This is a genomic window from Yersinia pekkanenii, from assembly GCF_001152565.1.
Taxonomy (GTDB): domain Bacteria; phylum Pseudomonadota; class Gammaproteobacteria; order Enterobacterales; family Enterobacteriaceae; genus Yersinia; species Yersinia pekkanenii.
The window spans coordinates 1-18,950 of record NZ_CQAZ01000044.1 but is presented as its reverse complement, the minus strand read 5'-3'; the positions used below and the strand labels follow the sequence as shown (position 1 = coordinate 18,950).

Below are 18,950 nucleotides of genomic sequence, written 5' to 3'. Positions count from 1 at the left end.
TGCCAATAAACACAAAGCCCCACAATAGCTAGTACACAAGGGATTTATTAGATGTTACCGGATGTTATCAAACGCTAATAATTATCTTCGCTCAATATCATTAGCGTGGGGTAAATCCATAATTTTTGAAAATAACCGTCGCAGCGGGGCTTTTAAGGTAATCATAAAAAGCACTGACGGTCGGATTTTCGTGGCCTTTAACAATCGCCATTGGGTATTCAACCGGCTTATGACTCGCTTCCGGGAATATCCCCACAACTTTAACCTTCTTACTGGCTATAGCATCTGAACCATAGACAATACCCAGTGGCGCTTCTGCCCGTTCGACCAGTGCCATTGCGCTGCGCACGTTATTGGCGCGCGCCATTTCCGGGGCTAAAGTTGACCAGGCACCTAAATTCTCCAGTGATTCTTTGGCATAAATCCCCGCAGGAACATGATCAGGATCGCCCACCGCTAAACGGCCACCATCCAGCAATGTCTTCCAGTCGGTTTTTTTATCAATTTCGACTTTATCAATTTTGCTGTCTTGCGGTGCGATCAAGACCAGTTTATTACCTAACAGGGTATAGCGGGTATTGGCAACAATTTGCTGCTTATCAATAATATAATCCATCCATTGCTGGTCGGCAGAAATAAACAGATCGGCCGGTGCGCCCTGTTCAATCTGGCGTGCCAACGTGGAAGATGAGGCATAAGAAGCGACCACATCAACCTGTTTCTCTTTTTTATACTGCGTGGCGATATCTTGTAGTGCATTGGTCAACGAGGCCGCAGCAAAAACTGTAATGTTGTCCGCCGCCATGGTGGTACCGGAAAAGGCTGCCAGTAGTGTCGCACTGGCTACCCAAATTTTGACTTTGCCGTATTGATTCTTCATGTTGCTCTCCGCATTAATGATATCGTTATATACATTGAAATATAACGTAACATCATAAGCAGGTCATGCAGTTTATCGGCAAGATGTGAGGTATCTTGAGTTGTGACAAAGAGAGGGGGAAATGAAACAAAAGATAAAAATGAAAATGCCCGGCGTTTATCTGCCGGGCATTCAACAATCTGATTAAGAACGTTGTTTAGTGTGGCCCGTCTTGGAGATGATGTTGAACACCTCGCCCAACCCATAGATCAGCCCCAGAATTATTGCCATTACCACCGGTACCATGACCACGGCAAAGACCAGACTTTTCAATAAATCTAACATGTCTGCCTCCCATTACTGCTCATTAAGCGATAACCCACGTTACCACAATAACTAATATCTATCATTTACTGTAAATTATATCAGTAATGAATGAACCCTATTATTTTAACTAACAGCAAAAGAATGTAACCTGCCAAACGTGCGATCGGCCTCGTTAGGTCACAATAACCCTTTCCCGCTGGAGCAAAAAATCATGCAGGCCGAAATCCTACTTACGTTAAAACTTCAGCAACGACTGTTTGCCGATCCCCGCCGCATTGCATTGCTGAAACAAATACAGCACACCGGTTCCATCAGTCAGGGAGCAAAACTTGCCGGTATTAGCTATAAAAGTGCCTGGGATGCCATCAACGAAATGAATATGTTGGCAGAGGAAATACTGGTAGAACGGGCAACCGGAGGCAAAGGCGGCGGTGGCGCGAATCTGACCCGCTACGGCGAGCGACTCATTCAGCTTTATGATTTACTCGCACAGATCCAGCAAAAAGCGTTTGATACTCTGAAAGATGATTCGATGCCACTCGATAGCTTACTGGCGGCCATTTCCCGCTTCTCACTGCAAACTAGCGCCCGTAATCAATTCTTCGGCACACTTATTGAACGCGACCACCAGCAGGTCCAGCAACACGTCAATATTCTGCTGTCCGATGGAAAAACGCGTTTACTCGCAGCACTGACCCAGCAGAGTGCTGACCGCCTGCAGCTTTCCGCGGGCAAAGAAGTGTTGGCACTGATTAAAGCGCCTTGGATCAAACTGGTCACCGATCAGGAGCTGGCCGGTGCTGCCGATAACTCGCTACCGGGGACAGTAGCCAGTATTGAGCCAGGTAACGACCACAGCGAAGTCATCGTGACGTTAACCGGAGGAGCCTGCCTATGCTCGACACAAAACAGTAGCGAATTACACAAACTGAATTTACATGTCGGCAGCGATGTTATTGCACAATTCAATGCAGATCGGATCATTATCGCCACACTTTGCTGAATAATTCAGCTTAATTACTTCCCATAAACAAGGTGTTTGCTTGTTGACATTTTCCCATTTTCCGCTTATCCCTAACACTCTTAATGTGTTGCAGAATATGGGAAGCATGATGTCTGAATTGCAAATATCGCAAGGTTGTTTTCGCCTGAGTGACAGCCAAACACTCATCGTGCCAGAGTTACGTATTCTTTCGAGTGATAAGAAGCAATTGGATGCTCGTTGTTCATTTATTGGTGCTCGTTGTTCATTTATTGGTGCTCGTTGTTCATTTATTGGTGATAGCTGGGCATTTGTCGGTGCCAATGGCAGCGGTAAATCGGCGCTGGCCAAAGCATTATCAGGGGAACTAACCCTTTTGAACGGCAGCCGCCAGAGCGATTTTCACCATATGGTGCGTTTGTCATTTGAGCAACTTCAGCAGTTGGTCAACGAAGAGTGGCAGCGCAATAATACCGATCTGCTCAGTGCAGATGAGGACGACACCGGGCGCACCACCGCTGAAATCATTCAGGAAGAATGCAGCAACCTACCGCGTTGCCAACAGTTGGCAGAACAATTTGGTATCAGCCACTTACTTTCACGTCGGTTCAAATCTCTTTCTACCGGTGAAACCCGAAAAACACTGTTGTGCCGGGCGCTGATGCCGCAACCGGATCTGTTGATCCTGGATGAACCCTTTGATGGCCTTGATGTGGCAGCCCGCGCACAGTTAGCCGGGATGTTATCTGCCCTTTCAGCACAAGGTGTCACCTTGGTTTTGGTGTTGAATCGCTTTGATGACATTCCTGATTTTGTGCAATACGTCGGCGTGTTGGCAGATTGCCAACTGACCCAGACCGGCCCACGCCAACAGCTCCTTTCCGAAGCCCTGATAGCCCAACTGGCGCACAGTGAAAACCTTGATGGCCTGTCGCTGCCGGAAACAGAAAACCCGCAACAACAAAATCGCTTACCACAAGATAAACCACTGATTATATTGCGCAATATTGTGGTTGAATACAATGAACGCCCTATTTTGCACAATCTGAGTTGGCAGGTGAACCCCGGAGAGCACTGGCAAATCATAGGTCAGAACGGTGCCGGGAAATCAACCTTACTCAGCCTGATAACTGGCGATCATCCACAAGGATACAGCAATGATTTGACCCTGTTTGGCCGCCGCCGGGGCAGTGGCGAAACCATCTGGGATATCAAGCGCCATATTGGTTATGTCAGCGGTAGCCTGCATTTGGACTATCGTGTCAGTACCAACCTGCGCACCGTGATTTTATCTGGTTTCTTCGATTCGATAGGTATTTATCAGGCCATATCAGACAGGCAACAACAATTAGCTGATCAATGGTTAGATTTATTGGGGTTTTCAGCCACTGCCGCCAACCAGCCCTTTCACAGCCTCTCCTGGGGGCAACAACGACTGGCATTGATTGCCCGAGCGCTGGTTAAGCACCCGGCATTGTTGATTCTTGATGAACCATTGCAAGGCTTAGACCCACTTAACCGTCTGCTAGTACAACGTTTTATTGATGTGATGATCGGTGAAGGAGCAACACAATTATTGTTCGTTTCTCACCATGCTGAAGATGCGCCACAGTGCATTACCCACCGGCTGACCTTCGTTCCTGATAGCGGGATCTATCACTATAAACAGGAAAAACTACCAAGCTAAGTATTATCAGCCAAGCCTTTACCTCTATATTTATCTGGAAAAATGGGAGCTTTCCTCAAGTAACGCGACGATTTCCTTCTCTTTCCTATGTTATTATCTCTTTTCTACCGTCCGCCAATATTAGCGCAGGCGGTAGATAGATAGATAAATTAAAATACTCAGTAACCATCAGCATTACACTCTATAGATTTCAACGTGTAGCAAAGCGACAAGCAGGGGTGAGAACCCGTGGGTAGGCCGAGGAATACAAACCACCAACCTATCTGCGGTTTGAAAGATAACGGGTAAAAATAAAGGAATATTTATGTGGGGCATACTTGCTGCTTCGTTGCTTTTCTTATCAATTAACTGGGTTCTTTCCCTGTTTCTGTTAGTTTCCTCACTGTCGATTGCCTTTTATCATGGCGTTCTGACCCTCCCATCAGCCGTATTCTTACTGCTAACATTGACGGTTGTACTGCTGCTGAAAAAATACCGACAACATAAATGGCTGGCTGCTGCTCTGGAATTGCTGTTGGTATTAGCCGCAATTGCGTTATTCCTACATTGGGTCCCTGGTTTTAACAATTTGAAGGTGTTGGATAACGTCGAAGTAGGTGCGCTCAGCGCCCCCTTCAGCATGTATTACAATCTTGATAAAGCGTTGATACCCTTTATCTTGCTAGCTGGTCTGCCAACCCTGTTTATTGCCAATAAACACCCGTCAATAGGCCGAATGGGCTGGGTTGGCCTGATTGTCAGCATGCCAGCATTGTTATTGTTAGCTGTCACCTTAGGCGGCCTGAAAATTGAAATGCACACCCCTGCATGGATTGGCTCCTTTGTTATCGCCAATGTATTTTTTGTTTGTTTGGCGGAAGAAGCGCTGTTCCGTGGATATTTGCAACAACGGCTAAGCCAGTGGCTAGGCTACTATCCAGCACTACTCATCACCGCGCTGTTATTTGGCGTCGCACATCTTGCTGGCGGCCCATTATTGATGATATTCGCGACACTGGCGGGGCTGATTTACGGTCTGGCATGGCTGTGGAGTGGCCGTTTATGGGTGGCTGTAGCGTTTCATTTTGCTCTGAACTTGATGCATTTGCTGTTTTTCACCTATCCACTTTATTTACCGCACTGACTCCATTTACGGCATTACCTACTGACCCGATACAGCCTTTCTATACTGATATCGGGTCAGTAGGTTGTCAGCAGGACATTCCTGCTGAATTGATGGATGGGAACGCTACCACTTCAGTGATCTTTGTTATGACCGTAATTTCTCTATTTTTTTCCTATCCTTGCTCATTCCCCTGTTTTATGCTTCTACGGGGGTTAAACTAGAAAAAAAATAAATGTAAACGATTCCATTATTGAGCGTAGATCACCTTTTCCCACACAATGTCGTGCTATCTTTCTTAGACAAAAGTCATTCGAGGAGTCTTTTATGTCCGTTCTGGTAACAGGTGGTAGCGGTTACATTGGTAGCCATACCTGTGTGCAATTGATTGAAGCTGGTTATAAGCCGGTCATCCTCGACAACCTTTGCAACAGCAAATCCAGCGTATTAGCCCGAATACACCATTTGACCAGCTACACACCTAAATTTTATCAGGGTGATATCCGTGATCGCGCTTTGCTTGACAAAATATTCGCCGATCATTCTATCCATGCTGTCATCCATTTTGCTGGCCTGAAAGCCGTTGGCGAATCAGTAAGTAAGCCGCTGGAATATTACAATAATAATGTTTTCGGCACGTTAGTCTTGCTGGAAGCCATGCGTGCGGCCCAGGTCAAAAACTTTATTTTCAGTTCTTCTGCCACGGTATATGGCGATCAGCCGCAAATTCCTTATGTTGAAAATTTGCCGACTGGCTCACCTTCCAGCCCGTATGGTCGCAGTAAATTGATGGTTGAACAGATTCTACAAGATGTACAACAGGCGTCCCCGCAATGGAATATGACCATTCTGCGCTATTTCAATCCGGTTGGTGCTCATCCATCAGGATCGATGGGTGAAGATCCGCAAGGTATCCCGAATAACCTGATGCCATTTATCGCTCAGGTTGCGGTTGGCCGCCGTGAATCACTGGCGATATTCGGTAAAGACTACCCGACCCCTGATGGCACTGGCGTGCGTGACTATATTCATGTGGTCGATTTAGCCGATGGTCATGTGGCGGCGATGAAAAAACTACACAACCAGCCCGGCGTACATATCTTTAATTTGGGTGCCGGTGTCGGTAGCAGTGTATTGCAAGTGGTCGAGGCATTCAGTAAAGCGTGCGGCAAGCCGCTAGCCTACCATTTTGCCCCACGCCGTGAGGGTGACTTACCGGCTTATTGGGCAGATGCAACCAAAGCAGCAGAACAGTTGGGCTGGCGAGTCAGCCGCTCACTTGACGACATGGCGACAGACACCTGGCGCTGGCAATCAAATAATCCTCAGGGCTATCCCGATTAAGGTGTTGTTATGACTGATTTTAACCCTGTGGATCATCCACATCGCAGATATAACCCATTGAATGACCAATGGGTATTGGTATCGCCTCATCGGGCTAAGCGCCCATGGCAAGGTCAGCAAGAAGCCACGGCGAGCGAGAGCTTACCGGCGCATGACTCTGATTGTTTCTTGTGCCCCGGTAATACCCGCGTGACCGGCGATATCAATCCTGATTACGCGTCAACTTATGTGTTTACTAATGACTTCGCGGCGCTGATGCCCGATACCCCCGATGCGCCGCAAAGTGATGACCCCCTGATGCGCAGCCAAAGCGCGCGGGGTACCAGCAGGGTTATTTGCTTCTCACCGGATCACAGTAAAACCTTGCCACAACTGACTCTGCCTGCATTGGACGATGTTATTCAGACCTGGCAGCAACAAAGTGCCGAATTGGGTAAAACCTATCCTTGGGTTCAAGTGTTTGAAAATAAAGGCGCGGCGATGGGTTGCTCTAACCCTCATCCCCATGGACAAATTTGGGCCAACAGCTTCTTACCGAATGAAGCTGCCCGGGAAGACCGGCTGCAACAGCAATATTTTCAGCAATATCAGTCACCAATGCTACTTGATTATGCCGAGCGCGAGCGCCGTGACGGCAGCCGAACGGTGGTTGAAACGGAACACTGGCTGGCGGTTGTCCCTTACTGGGCGGCATGGCCATTTGAAACCTTATTACTGCCAAAAGCCCATGTATTGCGGTTAGATAATCTGTCGGCTGAACAGCGTATTGATCTGGCCATCGCCCTGAAAAAACTCACCAGCCGTTACGACAACTTATTTTCGTGCTCTTTCCCTTATTCGATGGGGTGGCACGGCGCGCCTTATCACGCGGATAACAACGCACATTGGCAGCTACATGCTCATTTTTACCCGCCATTACTGCGCTCAGCGTCGGTACGGAAATTTATGGTGGGTTATGAAATGCTGGCCGAAACCCAGCGCGACCTGACAGCAGAACAGGCGGCTGAATACCTGCGGGCAGTAAGTGATGTTCATTATCGAGAAGCCGGAGTCAAATAATGAGTTTAAAACAACATACCCAGGCCATTTTCCGCCAACATTTTAGCCATGAACCTGACATCACTATCAAAGCTCCGGGCCGCGTTAATCTTATTGGCGAACATACCGATTATAACGACGGTTTTGTACTGCCCTGCGCCATTGATTATGAAACCGTGATCAGTTGTGGCAAACGTGATGACCGCCAGATTCGTGTTATTGCAGCTGATTATGAAAATCAGCAGGACATATTCTCACTTGATGACCCCATCGTTCCACACCCTGAATATCGCTGGGCGAATTACGTGCGCGGGGTGGTGAAACACTTGCAACTGCGCCATGCCGATTTTGACGGAGCAGATCTGGTCATCAGCGGTAATGTGCCGCAAGGTGCCGGCCTGAGTTCTTCCGCATCATTAGAAGTGGCGGTAGGTCAGGCCTTTCAGTCACTGTATCAGTTACCCCTCAGCGGCGTGGAACTGGCACTAAATGGGCAGGCAGCAGAGAACCAATTTGTTGGCTGTAACTGCGGCATTATGGATCAACTGATTTCAGCGCTGGGTGAACAAGACAATGCACTGTTGATCGATTGCCGTAGCTTGGAAACCCGCGCCGTGACGATGCCGAAGGACGTTGCCGTGGTCATTATTAACTCCAATGTGAAACGGGGCCTGGTTGATAGCGAATACAACACCCGTCGTCAACAATGTGAAACCGCAGCCCGCTTCTTTGGTGTCAAAGCCTTGCGTGATGTAGACCCTACTCTGTTCTTCTCTATTCAGGATGAGTTAGATCCTGTGGTAGCTAAACGCGCTCGCCATGTGATCACGGAAAACGAACGCACTCTGGCCGCCGCTGATGCGCTGGCCGCCGGTGATTTGAAATTGATGGGGCAACTGATGCAGGAGTCTCACATTTCAATGCGTGATGACTTCGCGATCACAGTTCCACCAATCGACAGCTTAGTGGATATTGTAAAATCGGTTATTGGCGAGCAAGGCGGTGTCCGTATGACGGGTGGTGGTTTCGGTGGCTGTATTGTCGCGCTGATGCCAGTTGTGCTGGTCGAGCCGGTTCGTGCTGCTGTCGCGCGGGAATATCCAGCACACAGCGGCGGCAGGATAGAAACCTTCTACGTATGCAAGGCTTCACAAGGAGCAGGTTTATGCTGAAGAACGACGCTGTAGCGCCCAGCAGTGTTAACCCGTTAGCACCGGATGGTCATCCCTTTGAATTGACTGAGTTACATAATAAAACAGGCATGAGTGTAACCCTGATGGACTGGGGCGCGACCTGGTTATCTGCGGTACTGCCACTGAAAGAGGGCGAAAAACGCGAGTTGCTGTTGGGCTGCCAAACCCCCGCCGACTACCTGCATCAGGCCGCTTATCTTGGTGCAACCGTTGGCCGCTATGCCAACCGTATTGCTAACGCACAGATTACGGTGGAAGGTGAAACGCTCCATCTGTTAGCTAATCAAGGGACTAACCAACTGCATGGCGGCCCGGAAGGTTTCCATGCCCGGCGCTGGAGAAAAGTTAAGCAGGATGAAAAACAGGTCACTTATCAACTGCATTCACCGGATGGTGATCAAGGCTTCCCCGGCAATCTGACCGCTGAAGTTCAGTATCTATTGACAGAAGACAACCGGCTGGAGATTCATTATCAGGCGCAGGTTGATAAAACCTGCCCGGTGAACCTGACTAATCATGCTTACTTCAATCTTGATGGCGAAGGGCATGACGTTCGGGCGCATCGGTTGCAGTTGTTTGCTGACCGTTACTTACCGGTCGACAGTGAAGGGATCCCAACCGGTGGGTTAGCGAATGTTGAAAAAACCGGTATGGATTTCCGTCAGCCGAAAACACTGGCGCGCGACTTCCTAAAAGACCGTTGCCAGCAGCGGGTTAAAGGCTACGACCATGCTTATCTATTGCACCGTACCTGCGGTGCCACGGCAAGCCCTGCGGCTCATCTATGGTCATCCGATAATCGGGTACAAATGAGTGTTTATACCTCGGCACCGGCGTTGCAGTTGTATGGCGGCAATTTCCTTAGCGGAACCCCCTCACGCAATGGTGGAACCTACGCCGCTTATACTGGTGTCGCACTGGAAAGTGAATTTCTACCTGACAGCCCCAATCACCCCGAATGGCCACAACCTGATTGTTGGTTAAAACCGGGGAAAACCTACCGCGCCACCACGGTTTATCACTTTATCGCGCTATGAAAGATTGCCGCTCTGGCGGCAGTCTCCAATCGTCTAAGATATAACTGATTTACTACCCTTATTCAGCACTAGCATCTACGCTTAACGGCATCTGTCAGGCGGTGGTGTTGACCTGTTGCCCGCCCTTTCAGACCCTCAACATTATTTAAGGAACTCCTATGCGTCTAACTACCCTATGGTTACTCTCAGCCGGATTACTGCTTAGTGCAAATGTGATGGCGGCGGATACAGCGAAAATACCTTCACCGGCTCAGGCCGCACAACAGAAAAAAATGACTGACTGCAATCAGCAGGCCACGACCCAATCGCTGAAAGGCGATGACCGGAAGAAATTTATGAGCCAGTGCTTGAAAGCGCAAGTTCATCCTGATGAAAAAGCATTGACCCCACAGCAGCAGAAAATGAAAAGCTGTAATGCTGAGGCTGCCAGCAAAGCGTTAAAAGGCGATACTCGCAAAACCTTTATGAGCACCTGCCTGAAAAAAGCGGCATAACCTCCTCTTCCAATACCTACTCATAGACAATATGGCGTATTTAATGCGCCATATTCAGGCGACTAACAAACTCAAATGAAGGGGAAACGTGCCGTTGGGGTCGTCATGGCGTCAGCCATCGGAACACCCCCAGGTGCGGTCAGTCCTTCACTCACTGAGCTATAAATTGCGTTGCCATTAACCCCATATTGTCATTGGTTACAAATTTGACAGAATCGGTTCTAAGCTCGGTCTTACGTTAATGTAAAAAATTGGCTATGGTTAAACACAAACGATTGCTGTAAGCGGCAATCCCGCAATATAATGATAATAGTTATCATTGAATATTAATCTATACCCGAAGTAATTAGGACGGTAAATATCCCGCTTCAAATATCCAAGGTATGGAGATTGAGTTTCACATTAAAGGAGTTAACGCTATGGCAGTAACTAAGCTGGTTCTGGTACGACACGGCGAAAGCCAATGGAACAATGAAAACCGATTCACCGGTTGGTATGACGTTGATCTGTCTGAAAAAGGTCGTACTGAAGCACAAGCCGCCGGCAAGCTGTTAAAAGACGAAGGTTTCGCTTTTGATTTCGCTTACACCTCAGTACTGAAACGCGCTATCCACACCCTGTGGAGCATCCTGGACGAATTAGATCAGGCTTGGCTGCCAACAGAAAAAACCTGGAAATTGAATGAGCGTCACTACGGCGCACTACAAGGTCTGGATAAATCAGAGACTGCGGCTAAGTACGGTGATGAGCAAGTCAAACTGTGGCGTCGTGGTTATGCTATAACACCACCTGCGCTGGAGAAAAACGATGAGCGTTTCCCTGGCCATGACCCGCGCTACGCAAAACTCAAGCCTGAAGAATTGCCAACCACTGAAAGCCTGGCTCTGACGATTGACCGTGTTATCCCTTACTGGAATGACACGATCAAACCCCGTATTGCCAGTGGTGAGCGCGTGATTATCGCCGCCCACGGTAACTCTCTGCGTGCATTGGTAAAATATCTGGATGACCTGAGCGAGGATGAAATTCTTGAGCTGAATATCCCAACCGGCGTGCCGTTGGTCTATGAGTTTGATGAAAACTTTAAACCAACCAAACGCTACTACCTGGGTGACGCTGATGAAATCGCGGCCAAAGCAGCGGCAGTTGCGAACCAAGGTAAAGCGAAGTAATCATTCCTGATTAGCACGATTAAAAACCGCCGTGCATCATAAATATCGGGGTTTTTGGATCGCTGACAAAGTCAAATAAAGGGGAAACGTGCCGTTGGGGTCGTAGCGACGCAGTCGCCGGGGCGCCCCGAGGTGCGCGATAAATGGCGTTGTCATTGACCTAAAAACCCCCCGTGCATCATCAATGTCGGGGGGTTTTATTTAGCTATGCTTTAGTGGCTAAAATTAACGCATTCACACCGCCAGCATTTCCTCAATTTCGTTCTTGATAATCGTAACGTGCGGGCCGTAAATAACCTGGATCCCGTTGCCTCGGATAAGTACCGCGCGCGCACCGCTGGCTTTTAGCTTGGCTTCATCAACCAACGCAGACTGCTGCACACTAACACGCAGCCGTGTCGCACAGCAGTCCAGCTCTACAATATTAGCTGCCCCACCGAGCGCCTCAATCACCAACCCTGCACGATCGGTAACCACCACGCTTTCCTGAACCTCGCCACTGTCGCGCCCTGGCGTTTTTAGGTTGAAGCGCTGAATAAGGAAGCGGAACGAGAAGTAATAGAGTGCAAACCAAGGCACACCGACCAGTGGCACCAGCATCCAGTTGGTTTTGCTTTCCCCCTGTAGCACACCGAACAGCACAAAATCGATAAAGCCGCCGGAGAAAGTCTGCCCAATAGTGATATGCAATATGTGGGCAATCATAAACGCCAACCCATCAAACACCGCATGCAGCACATAAAGCATCGGGGCCACAAACAGGAAGGAAAATTCAATTGGCTCGGTGATCCCGGTCAGAAAAGAGGTGAGAGCCGCGGAAAGCAGTAAACCTGCCACCCGTTTTTTATTTTCAGGACGGGCGGTGTGGTACATCGCCAAACAAGCCCCAACCAAACCAAACATCATGGTGATAAAACGACCGGACATAAACCGCGAAGTGCCAACATAAAATTGCTTGGTATCAGGGTCGGCCAGTTGCGCAAAAAAGATGCGCTGTGTGCCTTCGATAAGATGGCCGTTGATAACCTCACTACCGCCCAGTGCCGTAGTCCAGAACGGTAGGTAAAAGATATGATGCAGACCGAATGGGCCAAGCATACGCAGCACGAAGCCGTAAATGAACGTCCCCAGATAACCAGTGGCATCCACCAGACCACCCAGACCGAAAATGACTTTCTGGAAGTGCGGCCAGATGAAGAACATCAACACGCCGACCACTATCGCCGCCATGGAGGAAACTATCGGCACAAACCTCGAGCCACCAAAGAAGCCAAGAAACTGTGGCAACTCAATTTTATTATAGCGATTATGTAGCCACCAGGTGACTAACCCAATCACCACTCCGCCAAATACACCGGTTTCCAGTGTCTGTATCCCAAGCGCCATCCCCTGCCCTGCGGCACTGAGATTCGACGTAGCCAACTGCCCTTTAAGGATCAGAATGGCGTTAATGGTGGCGTTCATCACCAGATAACCCAGCAACGCAGAAAGTCCTGCGGTACCTTTATCGCTTCGCGCCAATCCAACCGCCACCCCAACAGCAAATAGCACCGCAAGGTTAGCAAAAACAATTGACCCGGCGCTGGCCATGACCATAAACACGGCCTGTAATGCGGCAATATTTAAAAACGGATAAGCCGAGAGGGTATTAGGATTGGATAATGCTCCACCGATCCCCAACAACAACCCCGCAGCGGGCAAGATTGCGATGGGTAACATGAACGACTTACCAAATTTTTGTGCTTTTTCGAACCATGCCCCGCCACCTGAACCATTAAAGATCGACATGAACTCACCTTGTTTTTTGTTGTTGTGTTGTGTTGTGTTGTGTTGTTACTGGCATTGATAAATATTTTCATCACATTATATAAACACAATAATAATTACCACCAAAAAAATGTTATCTATACAGAATTCTTCTGGCGTTAACTACGGCATATCAGCCAAACTAGAGAGATAAATGATTAAAAGGAGAGTTGAGTGAGTCAGACCAAGGAAACTGGAACCTTGCTTCTACGTATGCGACAGGAGCTGGAAAACTATAGCCCGACATTAGCTAAGCTCAGTAGCTTTGTGTTGGAACAACCACAACGCGTGCTTTATCTGACCATTACCGAGCTGGCACGGGAAAGTCAGACCAGCGAAGCCAGCGTGACCCGTCTTTGTCGTCAACTCGGCTGTAAGGGTTTTAGTGAGTTCAAAATGGGGCTGGCCATGGAGACTCATCAGAGCCACCCCCGCCAATTCATTGAAGGGGGTGATGAGGTCCAAACACTGATTGAAGACAGCGTGAATGCACTGCGCGATACCGGAAAACTGCTGGACCGGCAGACATTGAGCCACGCCGCCATGAACATTCACAACGCGCGTTCAGTCCAAATTTATGGCGTGGCAGCCAGTGCCATCGTGTCAGATTATCTTGGCTACAAATTGTTGCGCCTTGGGAAGGCATCACAGTGTTTTTCTGATATGCATCGTGCCGCCATGAATGCAGTCAGTCTGGACCATCAGGATATCGTGGTTGTTATTTCCAGTTCTGGCTCGACCAAGGATGTACTTCATGCAGTTGAACTGGCGCAACGACAGGGGACAAAGATCATCGGGATCAGCAATACACTCCGTAGCCCTCTTTCCTCGCTGGCCGATATTCTGCTGGTGGCAGCCAAACCCGAAGGCCCATTAACTGCGGGGTTATTGACCTCAAAAGTAGGCGGGATGTTACTGGTAGAACTCCTGATTAATCAGCTAATAACGCTCTCACCTTCCTATGTTCAGGCCAGTCAACATAGCGCCAGTGCCACACTTTCTCTGTTACTTTGAGTTTCTGGCGTTTAAGGGTGACGGTTAGGGAACAGCGCAATTTTGAGCACAAATTAATCTGAATTAGGATACGAACAGCGCACAGACACCAGAGCGTACTGACAGTACGTGAGGATGGCGAGCGCTGCCCAAATGCAAAATAGCAGCGACAATAACCTATTGGCGGCGAGCTCTAACTGCACTAGCTAACTGACGCAGCACCGTTTCAGTATCTTCCCAGCCAATACAGGCATCAGTGACACTTTTACCGTAAGTCAATGGTTCGCTACTTTCCAAATTCTGATTGCCTTCGACCAGATGGCTTTCAATCATCACGCCCATAATGGATTTTTCACCCTGAGCAATCTGACGGCAAACATCGGTAGCCACTTCCATTTGCTTTTTGAATTGCTTACTGCTGTTAGCATGGCTGAAATCAATCATAATTTGCGGTTCAAGACCCGCGTTACTGAGCCCTTCTTTCACCTCAGCAACATGTACGCTGCTGTAATTTGGCTCTTTACCGCCACGCAAAATGATATGGCAATCATCGTTACCGGCTGTATTAACAATCGCTGAATGGCCCCATTTGGTCACAGACAAGAAACAGTGCGGTGCGCTGGCAGCATTAATCGCATCGATAGCGACTTTAATCGTGCCATCGGTACCATTTTTAAACCCAACTGGGCAAGACAGGCCAGAAGCCAGCTCACGGTGAACCTGAGATTCAGTGGTACGTGCGCCGATGGCACCCCAGCTCATTAGATCAGCCAAATATTGTGGCGTGATCATATCCAGAAACTCACCCGCAGCCGGTAGCCCGCTATCGTTAATATCCAACAGCAATTTACGCGCAATACGCAAACCGTCATTGATGTCGTAACTGCCATCCATATGCGGATCGTTAATCAGACCTTTCCAACCCACGGTGGTACGTGGCTTTTCAAAATACACCCGCATAACGACTTCAAGTTCGCCTTGTAACTCTTGGCGCAGTGCCAACAAACGGGTTGCATACTCTTTTGCCGCCTGAGTGTCATGAATAGAGCATGGGCCAATAACCACCAACAAGCGATCGTCCTGAGCGCGCAAGATGTTGTGAATAGCTGTGCGGGTTTTAGATACGGTTGCTGCTGCTTTTTCGCTGGCTGGAAACTTCTCTAACAAAGCAACAGGTGGCAGGAGTTCCTTAATTTCATTAATTCGGAGGTCATCATTCAGGTAATTCATAGCTCTTCCATTAAGTCTTGTGGCGGTCATCGCACAACCTATATCTGAACCAATTTAGCTGGTGAATCGAATGCTGTAAATCTACTTTATTACATTTGGTGTTGGGTGCAGATAAACAGCAATAACAATGTTATTACTATTAGGTATCAACTCATTGAATGAATCCATCCATTTCTATCTGGTTGGCAACGACAATGTTGGCTTCAGTTAATGGGCCAACGTCAGCAAGGCAAAGTCTCCCCTGCGGCCTATACTGAACTGCAAAATCTGTTAGCACAGTTAATTCATGACTTGAATCAAACCCTGTCAGAGTTAACATAAACAGACAGTGCTACGCACACATTTCAAGGTCAAAGGATCAATATGGCAACACCCTCATTTTTCCCACAAGACAGTAACGGCAAACGTCTACTGATAGCCTTTGCCGTCACCACACTGTTTATGGTGGTTGAAGCTATTGGCGGCTGGTTATCGGGTTCGCTGGCATTATTAGCCGATGCCGGGCATATGCTAACTGACTCTGCCGCACTCTTCATCGCCTTGATGGCAGTACATTTTTCTCAACGGAAACCTGACTCTCGCCATACTTTCGGTTATTTACGGCTAACCACTCTGGCCGCTTTTGTTAATGCCGCAGCATTGCTGTTGATCGTCGTATTAATTGTCTGGGAGGCCGCTCAACGTTTCTTTTCCCCACACGAAGTGATGGGAATGCCGATGTTAATCATCGCCATCGCGGGGTTATTTGCGAATATTTTTTGCTTCTGGATACTTCATCAGGGTGAAGAAAAGAATATCAATGTACGTGCCGCAGCCTTACATGTATTGGGTGATTTATTAGGTTCAGTAGGGGCCATCGTCGCAGCGGTGGTGATCCTGACAACCGGTTGGACGCCAATCGACCCGATTTTGTCAGTGTTAGTCTCTGCGTTGGTATTACGCAGCGCCTGGCGGCTGCTGAAAGAAAGTTTCCACGAACTATTGGAAGGTGCACCGCAAGAAATTGATATCAATAAACTGCGCAAAGACTTGTGCGCCAGCATCTATGAAGTAAGGGACGCCCATCATGTCCATTTATGGCAAGTCGGCGACCAACGGCTAATGACACTGCATGTGCAGGTGATCCCACCATTGGATAATGACGAATTATTGCAGCGTATCCAGCATCATTTACTGCACCATTACAATATTGGTCATGCCACTATTCAGATGGAATATCAGCATTGCGAAGCCCCCAATTGTGGTATCAATCAGGCTGCTGGCGCAGGTGGGCGCCATCATCACTGATAGGCAAACTGCAACCCGTCCGCTCGGAAGCGGACGCAATAATAACCACCGCCTGACGGACGCTTTTAATCAAAGCTATTGAGCCGAGATATTATTAACTTTTAGTTGAGAGTGGGCGTGAATGACTCCGCGCGGCGCTCTTAATCCACAACCAAGAGCCATTCAGGGCAATAAGCGTCAATAATACGTATTCCAGTGCCATGGCATATACGCCCTGATAGGCGAAAATAGCCACACTGATCACGTCAATCACCACCCAAATAAGCCAGTTCTCAACGTATTTTCGGGTCATCAGGATCATTGCCACAATTGACAAAATCATCATAGTGGAATCCCAGAACGGGAATGCATCGGGTTGCAATTCAGGCAGCTGAACGTTAGCACCTAAACTTTGCATCAGGGTCACGGCGACACGGGTCAACCAGGCAAAAACGATATCAATATACCGTGTCATTAGAGCAATACCCGCCACACAAGCCGCGCCCCAGGCTAATGCTTTAGGCAATGACAACCAGCGAATTTTCAACTCTGCCTGATTATCGGATGTCTGCTTGCTCCAGGCATACCAACCGTAAATATTGGCAACGAAGAAAAACAACTGCAATAACAGGCTGGCGTAGAGCTGGATCTGGAAGAAGATCACCGCGAACAATGTCACGTTAATCAAACCAAACAAGTAGTTGATGATTTTTTCTTTGCTGGCAAACCAAATACACAGCAGACCAAACAGCGTACCAATCGCTTCTATCCATGAAAGGTCATACCCCCCCGCACCCAGCGGAATATGTACCAAAATATTGCTTGTACTGAAGAAATCCATCTGGGGGTCCTTTTGCTGTTAATACAACTGTTTTATCGCTTGTAGAGTGACGGGTTTACCGCACCTACGCCCACTCCGGCGGCTGACGTCGCTACGATCCGATTCCCTTTCATTTGACTTTGTCGTCAGTATGAAATATTTAGGCATTACCTTTGATCTGCAACTTCAACTGATTAGCAAAATCCAACATGCGATTTAACGGTATCAGCGCCTGCTGACGCAATTCTTCATCGACATGTATCTCATGCATCACCCCGCCCTGCTCTAGCCCCTCAGCAATCGCTCTGAGGCCATTCATCGCCATCCACGGACAATGAGCACAACTTCTACAAGTTGCACCTTCACCCGCCGTAGGCGCTTCGAATAATTCTTTATCTGGGCAAACCTGCTGCATCTTGTAAAAAATGCCACGATCGGTCGCCACGATCAGTTTCTTTTGTGGCAGCGTTTTGGCAGCCATAATCAACTGGCTGGTCGAGCCGACGGCATCAGCCATATCGACGATTGCCTGTGGCGACTCTGGGTGAACCAACACCGCGGCATCAGGATGTAGCGCTTTCATGTTGGCCAGTGCCTGGGTTTTAAACTCGTCATGGACGATACAGGCCCCCTGCCAGCACAATACATCTGCTCCACTCTTTTTCTGCACGTAGTGACCCAGGTGACGATCCGGTGCCCAGATTATTTTCTCGCCCAAGCTATCGAGATGTTCGATTAACTCGACAGCAATACTGGAGGTCACCACCCAATCAGCTCTGGCTTTTACTGCCGCCGACGTATTGGCGTACACCACCACGGTGCGGTCTGGATGGCTATCACAGAATGCGGCAAACTCATCAGCCGGGCAGCCTAAATCCAGCGAGCATTCCGCTTTCAGGGTTGGCATCAGCACCCGCTTCTCTGGATTCAGGATCTTGGCCGTTTCCCCCATAAAGCGCACACCGGCGACCAGTAGCGTTGATGCCGGATGACTATTGCCAAATCTCGCCATTTCCAGGGAGTCAGCAACACATCCTCCCGTCTCTTCGGCTAATGCCTGAATTTCAGGATCGGTATAATAGTGAGCGACTAACACAGCATCGCGTTGCTTCAGCAGTGTTTTGATTTTCTCACGGTAAAAGGCTTTTTCATTCATATCCAAAGGGACAGGCCGCGAAGGGAAAGGATAAATAGCCGCATTCACATCAAAAGTTTCACTCATCGCTCACATCTCTGTTGCCGGTTATTCCGGAGCCAGCAAAGTTGTTGGCCGCCAGTAAGAGTTAATTTGTTTGCTATCCTAAACAAAATACCCAATATCCAGCTAAAAGTCGCCCAAAATTGTCTGATAATGGTGAAAATGTTTAATGGAGTTAAAAATGAGATGGAAAAGTGAGATACAGATGGAATGTCAGAGAATTATAGGGGGAACTTTGGGACACTGAGATTAGCAGTATATGTAACATTGCAGGGAAAAGGTATCACTGGGGGGTATAATGGTGGGTTGTGCGGGATTACTTGACATAATGGTGGGTCGTGCGGGATTCGAACCTGCGACCAATTGATTAAAAGTCAACTGCTCTACCAACTGAGCTAACGA

Annotated in this window: 17 protein-coding genes; 11 read left to right on the top strand and 6 right to left on the bottom strand. The window is 48.4% G+C overall.

What is annotated here, in order from left to right:
• Positions 1-100: 100 nt before the first annotated feature.
• Together modA and AEP37_RS18305 are read right to left on the bottom strand one after the other, a co-directional pair.
• Positions 101-880: a molybdate ABC transporter substrate-binding protein gene (gene modA, locus AEP37_RS18310; RefSeq protein WP_049614699.1), complete on the bottom strand. Its 780-nt coding sequence runs from the start codon at positions 878-880 to the stop codon at positions 101-103.
• 183 nt (positions 881-1,063) lie between these two features.
• Positions 1,064-1,204: an AcrZ family multidrug efflux pump-associated protein gene (locus AEP37_RS18305; protein ID WP_049614698.1), complete on the bottom strand. Its 141-nt coding sequence runs from the start codon at positions 1,202-1,204 to the stop codon at positions 1,064-1,066.
• A gap of 193 nt (positions 1,205-1,397) precedes the next feature.
• On the opposite strand from AEP37_RS18305, the gene modE reads away from it, so the two are divergent.
• The 9 genes from modE to gpmA all read left to right on the top strand — a co-directional run bounded on the left by modE (position 1,398) and on the right by gpmA (position 11,235).
• Positions 1,398-2,189 (top strand): molybdenum-dependent transcriptional regulator, encoded by a 792-nt coding sequence (gene modE, locus AEP37_RS18300; protein WP_049614697.1) that lies wholly within the window; start codon positions 1,398-1,400, stop codon positions 2,187-2,189.
• A 109-nt stretch (positions 2,190-2,298) separates the two neighbouring features.
• Entirely contained in the window at positions 2,299-3,855 is a 1,557-nt protein-coding gene (gene modF, locus AEP37_RS18295; protein WP_049614696.1) for a molybdate ABC transporter ATP-binding protein ModF, read from the top strand.
• Positions 3,856-4,159: 304 nt separating this feature from the next.
• Positions 4,160-4,978: a CPBP family intramembrane glutamic endopeptidase gene (locus tag AEP37_RS18290; protein WP_049614695.1), complete on the top strand. Its 819-nt coding sequence runs from the start codon at positions 4,160-4,162 to the stop codon at positions 4,976-4,978.
• 306 nt (positions 4,979-5,284) lie between these two features.
• Positions 5,285-6,301: a UDP-glucose 4-epimerase GalE gene (gene galE, locus AEP37_RS18285; RefSeq protein WP_049614694.1), complete on the top strand. Its 1,017-nt coding sequence runs from the start codon at positions 5,285-5,287 to the stop codon at positions 6,299-6,301.
• Positions 6,302-6,310: 9 nt separating this feature from the next.
• Entirely contained in the window at positions 6,311-7,360 is a 1,050-nt protein-coding gene (gene galT, locus AEP37_RS18280) for a galactose-1-phosphate uridylyltransferase (RefSeq protein WP_049614693.1), read from the top strand.
• The gene (gene galK / locus AEP37_RS18275; protein WP_049614692.1) at positions 7,360-8,511 is read left to right on the top strand and encodes a galactokinase; all 1,152 of its coding nucleotides are present in this window, start codon (positions 7,360-7,362) and stop codon (positions 8,509-8,511) included. Before galT ends, galK begins: the two co-directional genes overlap by 1 nt.
• A complete protein-coding gene (gene galM, locus AEP37_RS18270; protein WP_049614691.1) occupies positions 8,505-9,569 on the top strand; it encodes a galactose-1-epimerase in 1,065 nt (354 codons plus the stop codon). Before galK ends, galM begins: the two co-directional genes overlap by 7 nt.
• A 158-nt stretch (positions 9,570-9,727) precedes the next feature.
• On the top strand, positions 9,728-10,063 hold the full coding sequence (locus AEP37_RS18265) for a PsiF family protein (protein WP_049614690.1): 336 nt from the start codon (positions 9,728-9,730) through the stop codon (positions 10,061-10,063).
• A 419-nt stretch (positions 10,064-10,482) separates the two neighbouring features.
• Positions 10,483-11,235 carry a 2,3-diphosphoglycerate-dependent phosphoglycerate mutase gene (gene gpmA / locus AEP37_RS18260; RefSeq protein WP_049614689.1) on the top strand — a complete coding sequence of 251 codons (753 nt, stop codon included), beginning with the start codon at positions 10,483-10,485 and terminating at the stop codon, positions 11,233-11,235.
• Positions 11,236-11,469: 234 nt separating this feature from the next.
• Here gpmA and AEP37_RS18255 read toward each other — a convergent pair whose 3' ends face one another.
• Positions 11,470-13,023, bottom strand: a complete 1,554-nt coding sequence (locus AEP37_RS18255) for a PTS transporter subunit EIIC (RefSeq protein ID WP_049614688.1) — start codon at positions 13,021-13,023, stop codon at positions 11,470-11,472.
• 231 nt (positions 13,024-13,254) lie between these two features.
• Here AEP37_RS18255 and AEP37_RS18250 point away from each other — a divergent pair, with 231 nt between their 5' ends.
• Positions 13,255-14,055, top strand: coding sequence for a MurR/RpiR family transcriptional regulator (locus tag AEP37_RS18250; protein ID WP_049614723.1), 801 nt, complete (start codon positions 13,255-13,257; stop codon positions 14,053-14,055).
• A gap of 156 nt (positions 14,056-14,211) precedes the next feature.
• Here AEP37_RS18250 and aroG read toward each other — a convergent pair whose 3' ends face one another.
• Positions 14,212-15,264 (bottom strand): 3-deoxy-7-phosphoheptulonate synthase AroG, encoded by a 1,053-nt coding sequence (aroG, locus tag AEP37_RS18245; protein WP_049614687.1) that lies wholly within the window; start codon positions 15,262-15,264, stop codon positions 14,212-14,214.
• 363 nt (positions 15,265-15,627) lie between these two features.
• On the opposite strand from aroG, the gene zitB reads away from it, so the two are divergent.
• Positions 15,628-16,551, top strand: a complete 924-nt coding sequence (gene zitB, locus AEP37_RS18240) for a CDF family zinc transporter ZitB (protein ID WP_049614686.1) — start codon at positions 15,628-15,630, stop codon at positions 16,549-16,551.
• A 94-nt stretch (positions 16,552-16,645) separates the two neighbouring features.
• Here zitB and pnuC read toward each other — a convergent pair whose 3' ends face one another.
• Both pnuC and nadA read right to left on the bottom strand, forming a co-directional pair.
• Complete coding sequence (gene pnuC / locus AEP37_RS18235; RefSeq protein ID WP_049614685.1) at positions 16,646-17,371, bottom strand: nicotinamide riboside transporter PnuC; 726 nt, start codon at positions 17,369-17,371, stop codon at positions 16,646-16,648.
• 139 nt (positions 17,372-17,510) lie between these two features.
• Positions 17,511-18,572, bottom strand: a complete 1,062-nt coding sequence (gene nadA / locus AEP37_RS18230; RefSeq protein WP_049614684.1) for a quinolinate synthase NadA — start codon at positions 18,570-18,572, stop codon at positions 17,511-17,513.
• Positions 18,573-18,950: the final 378 nt, after the last annotated feature.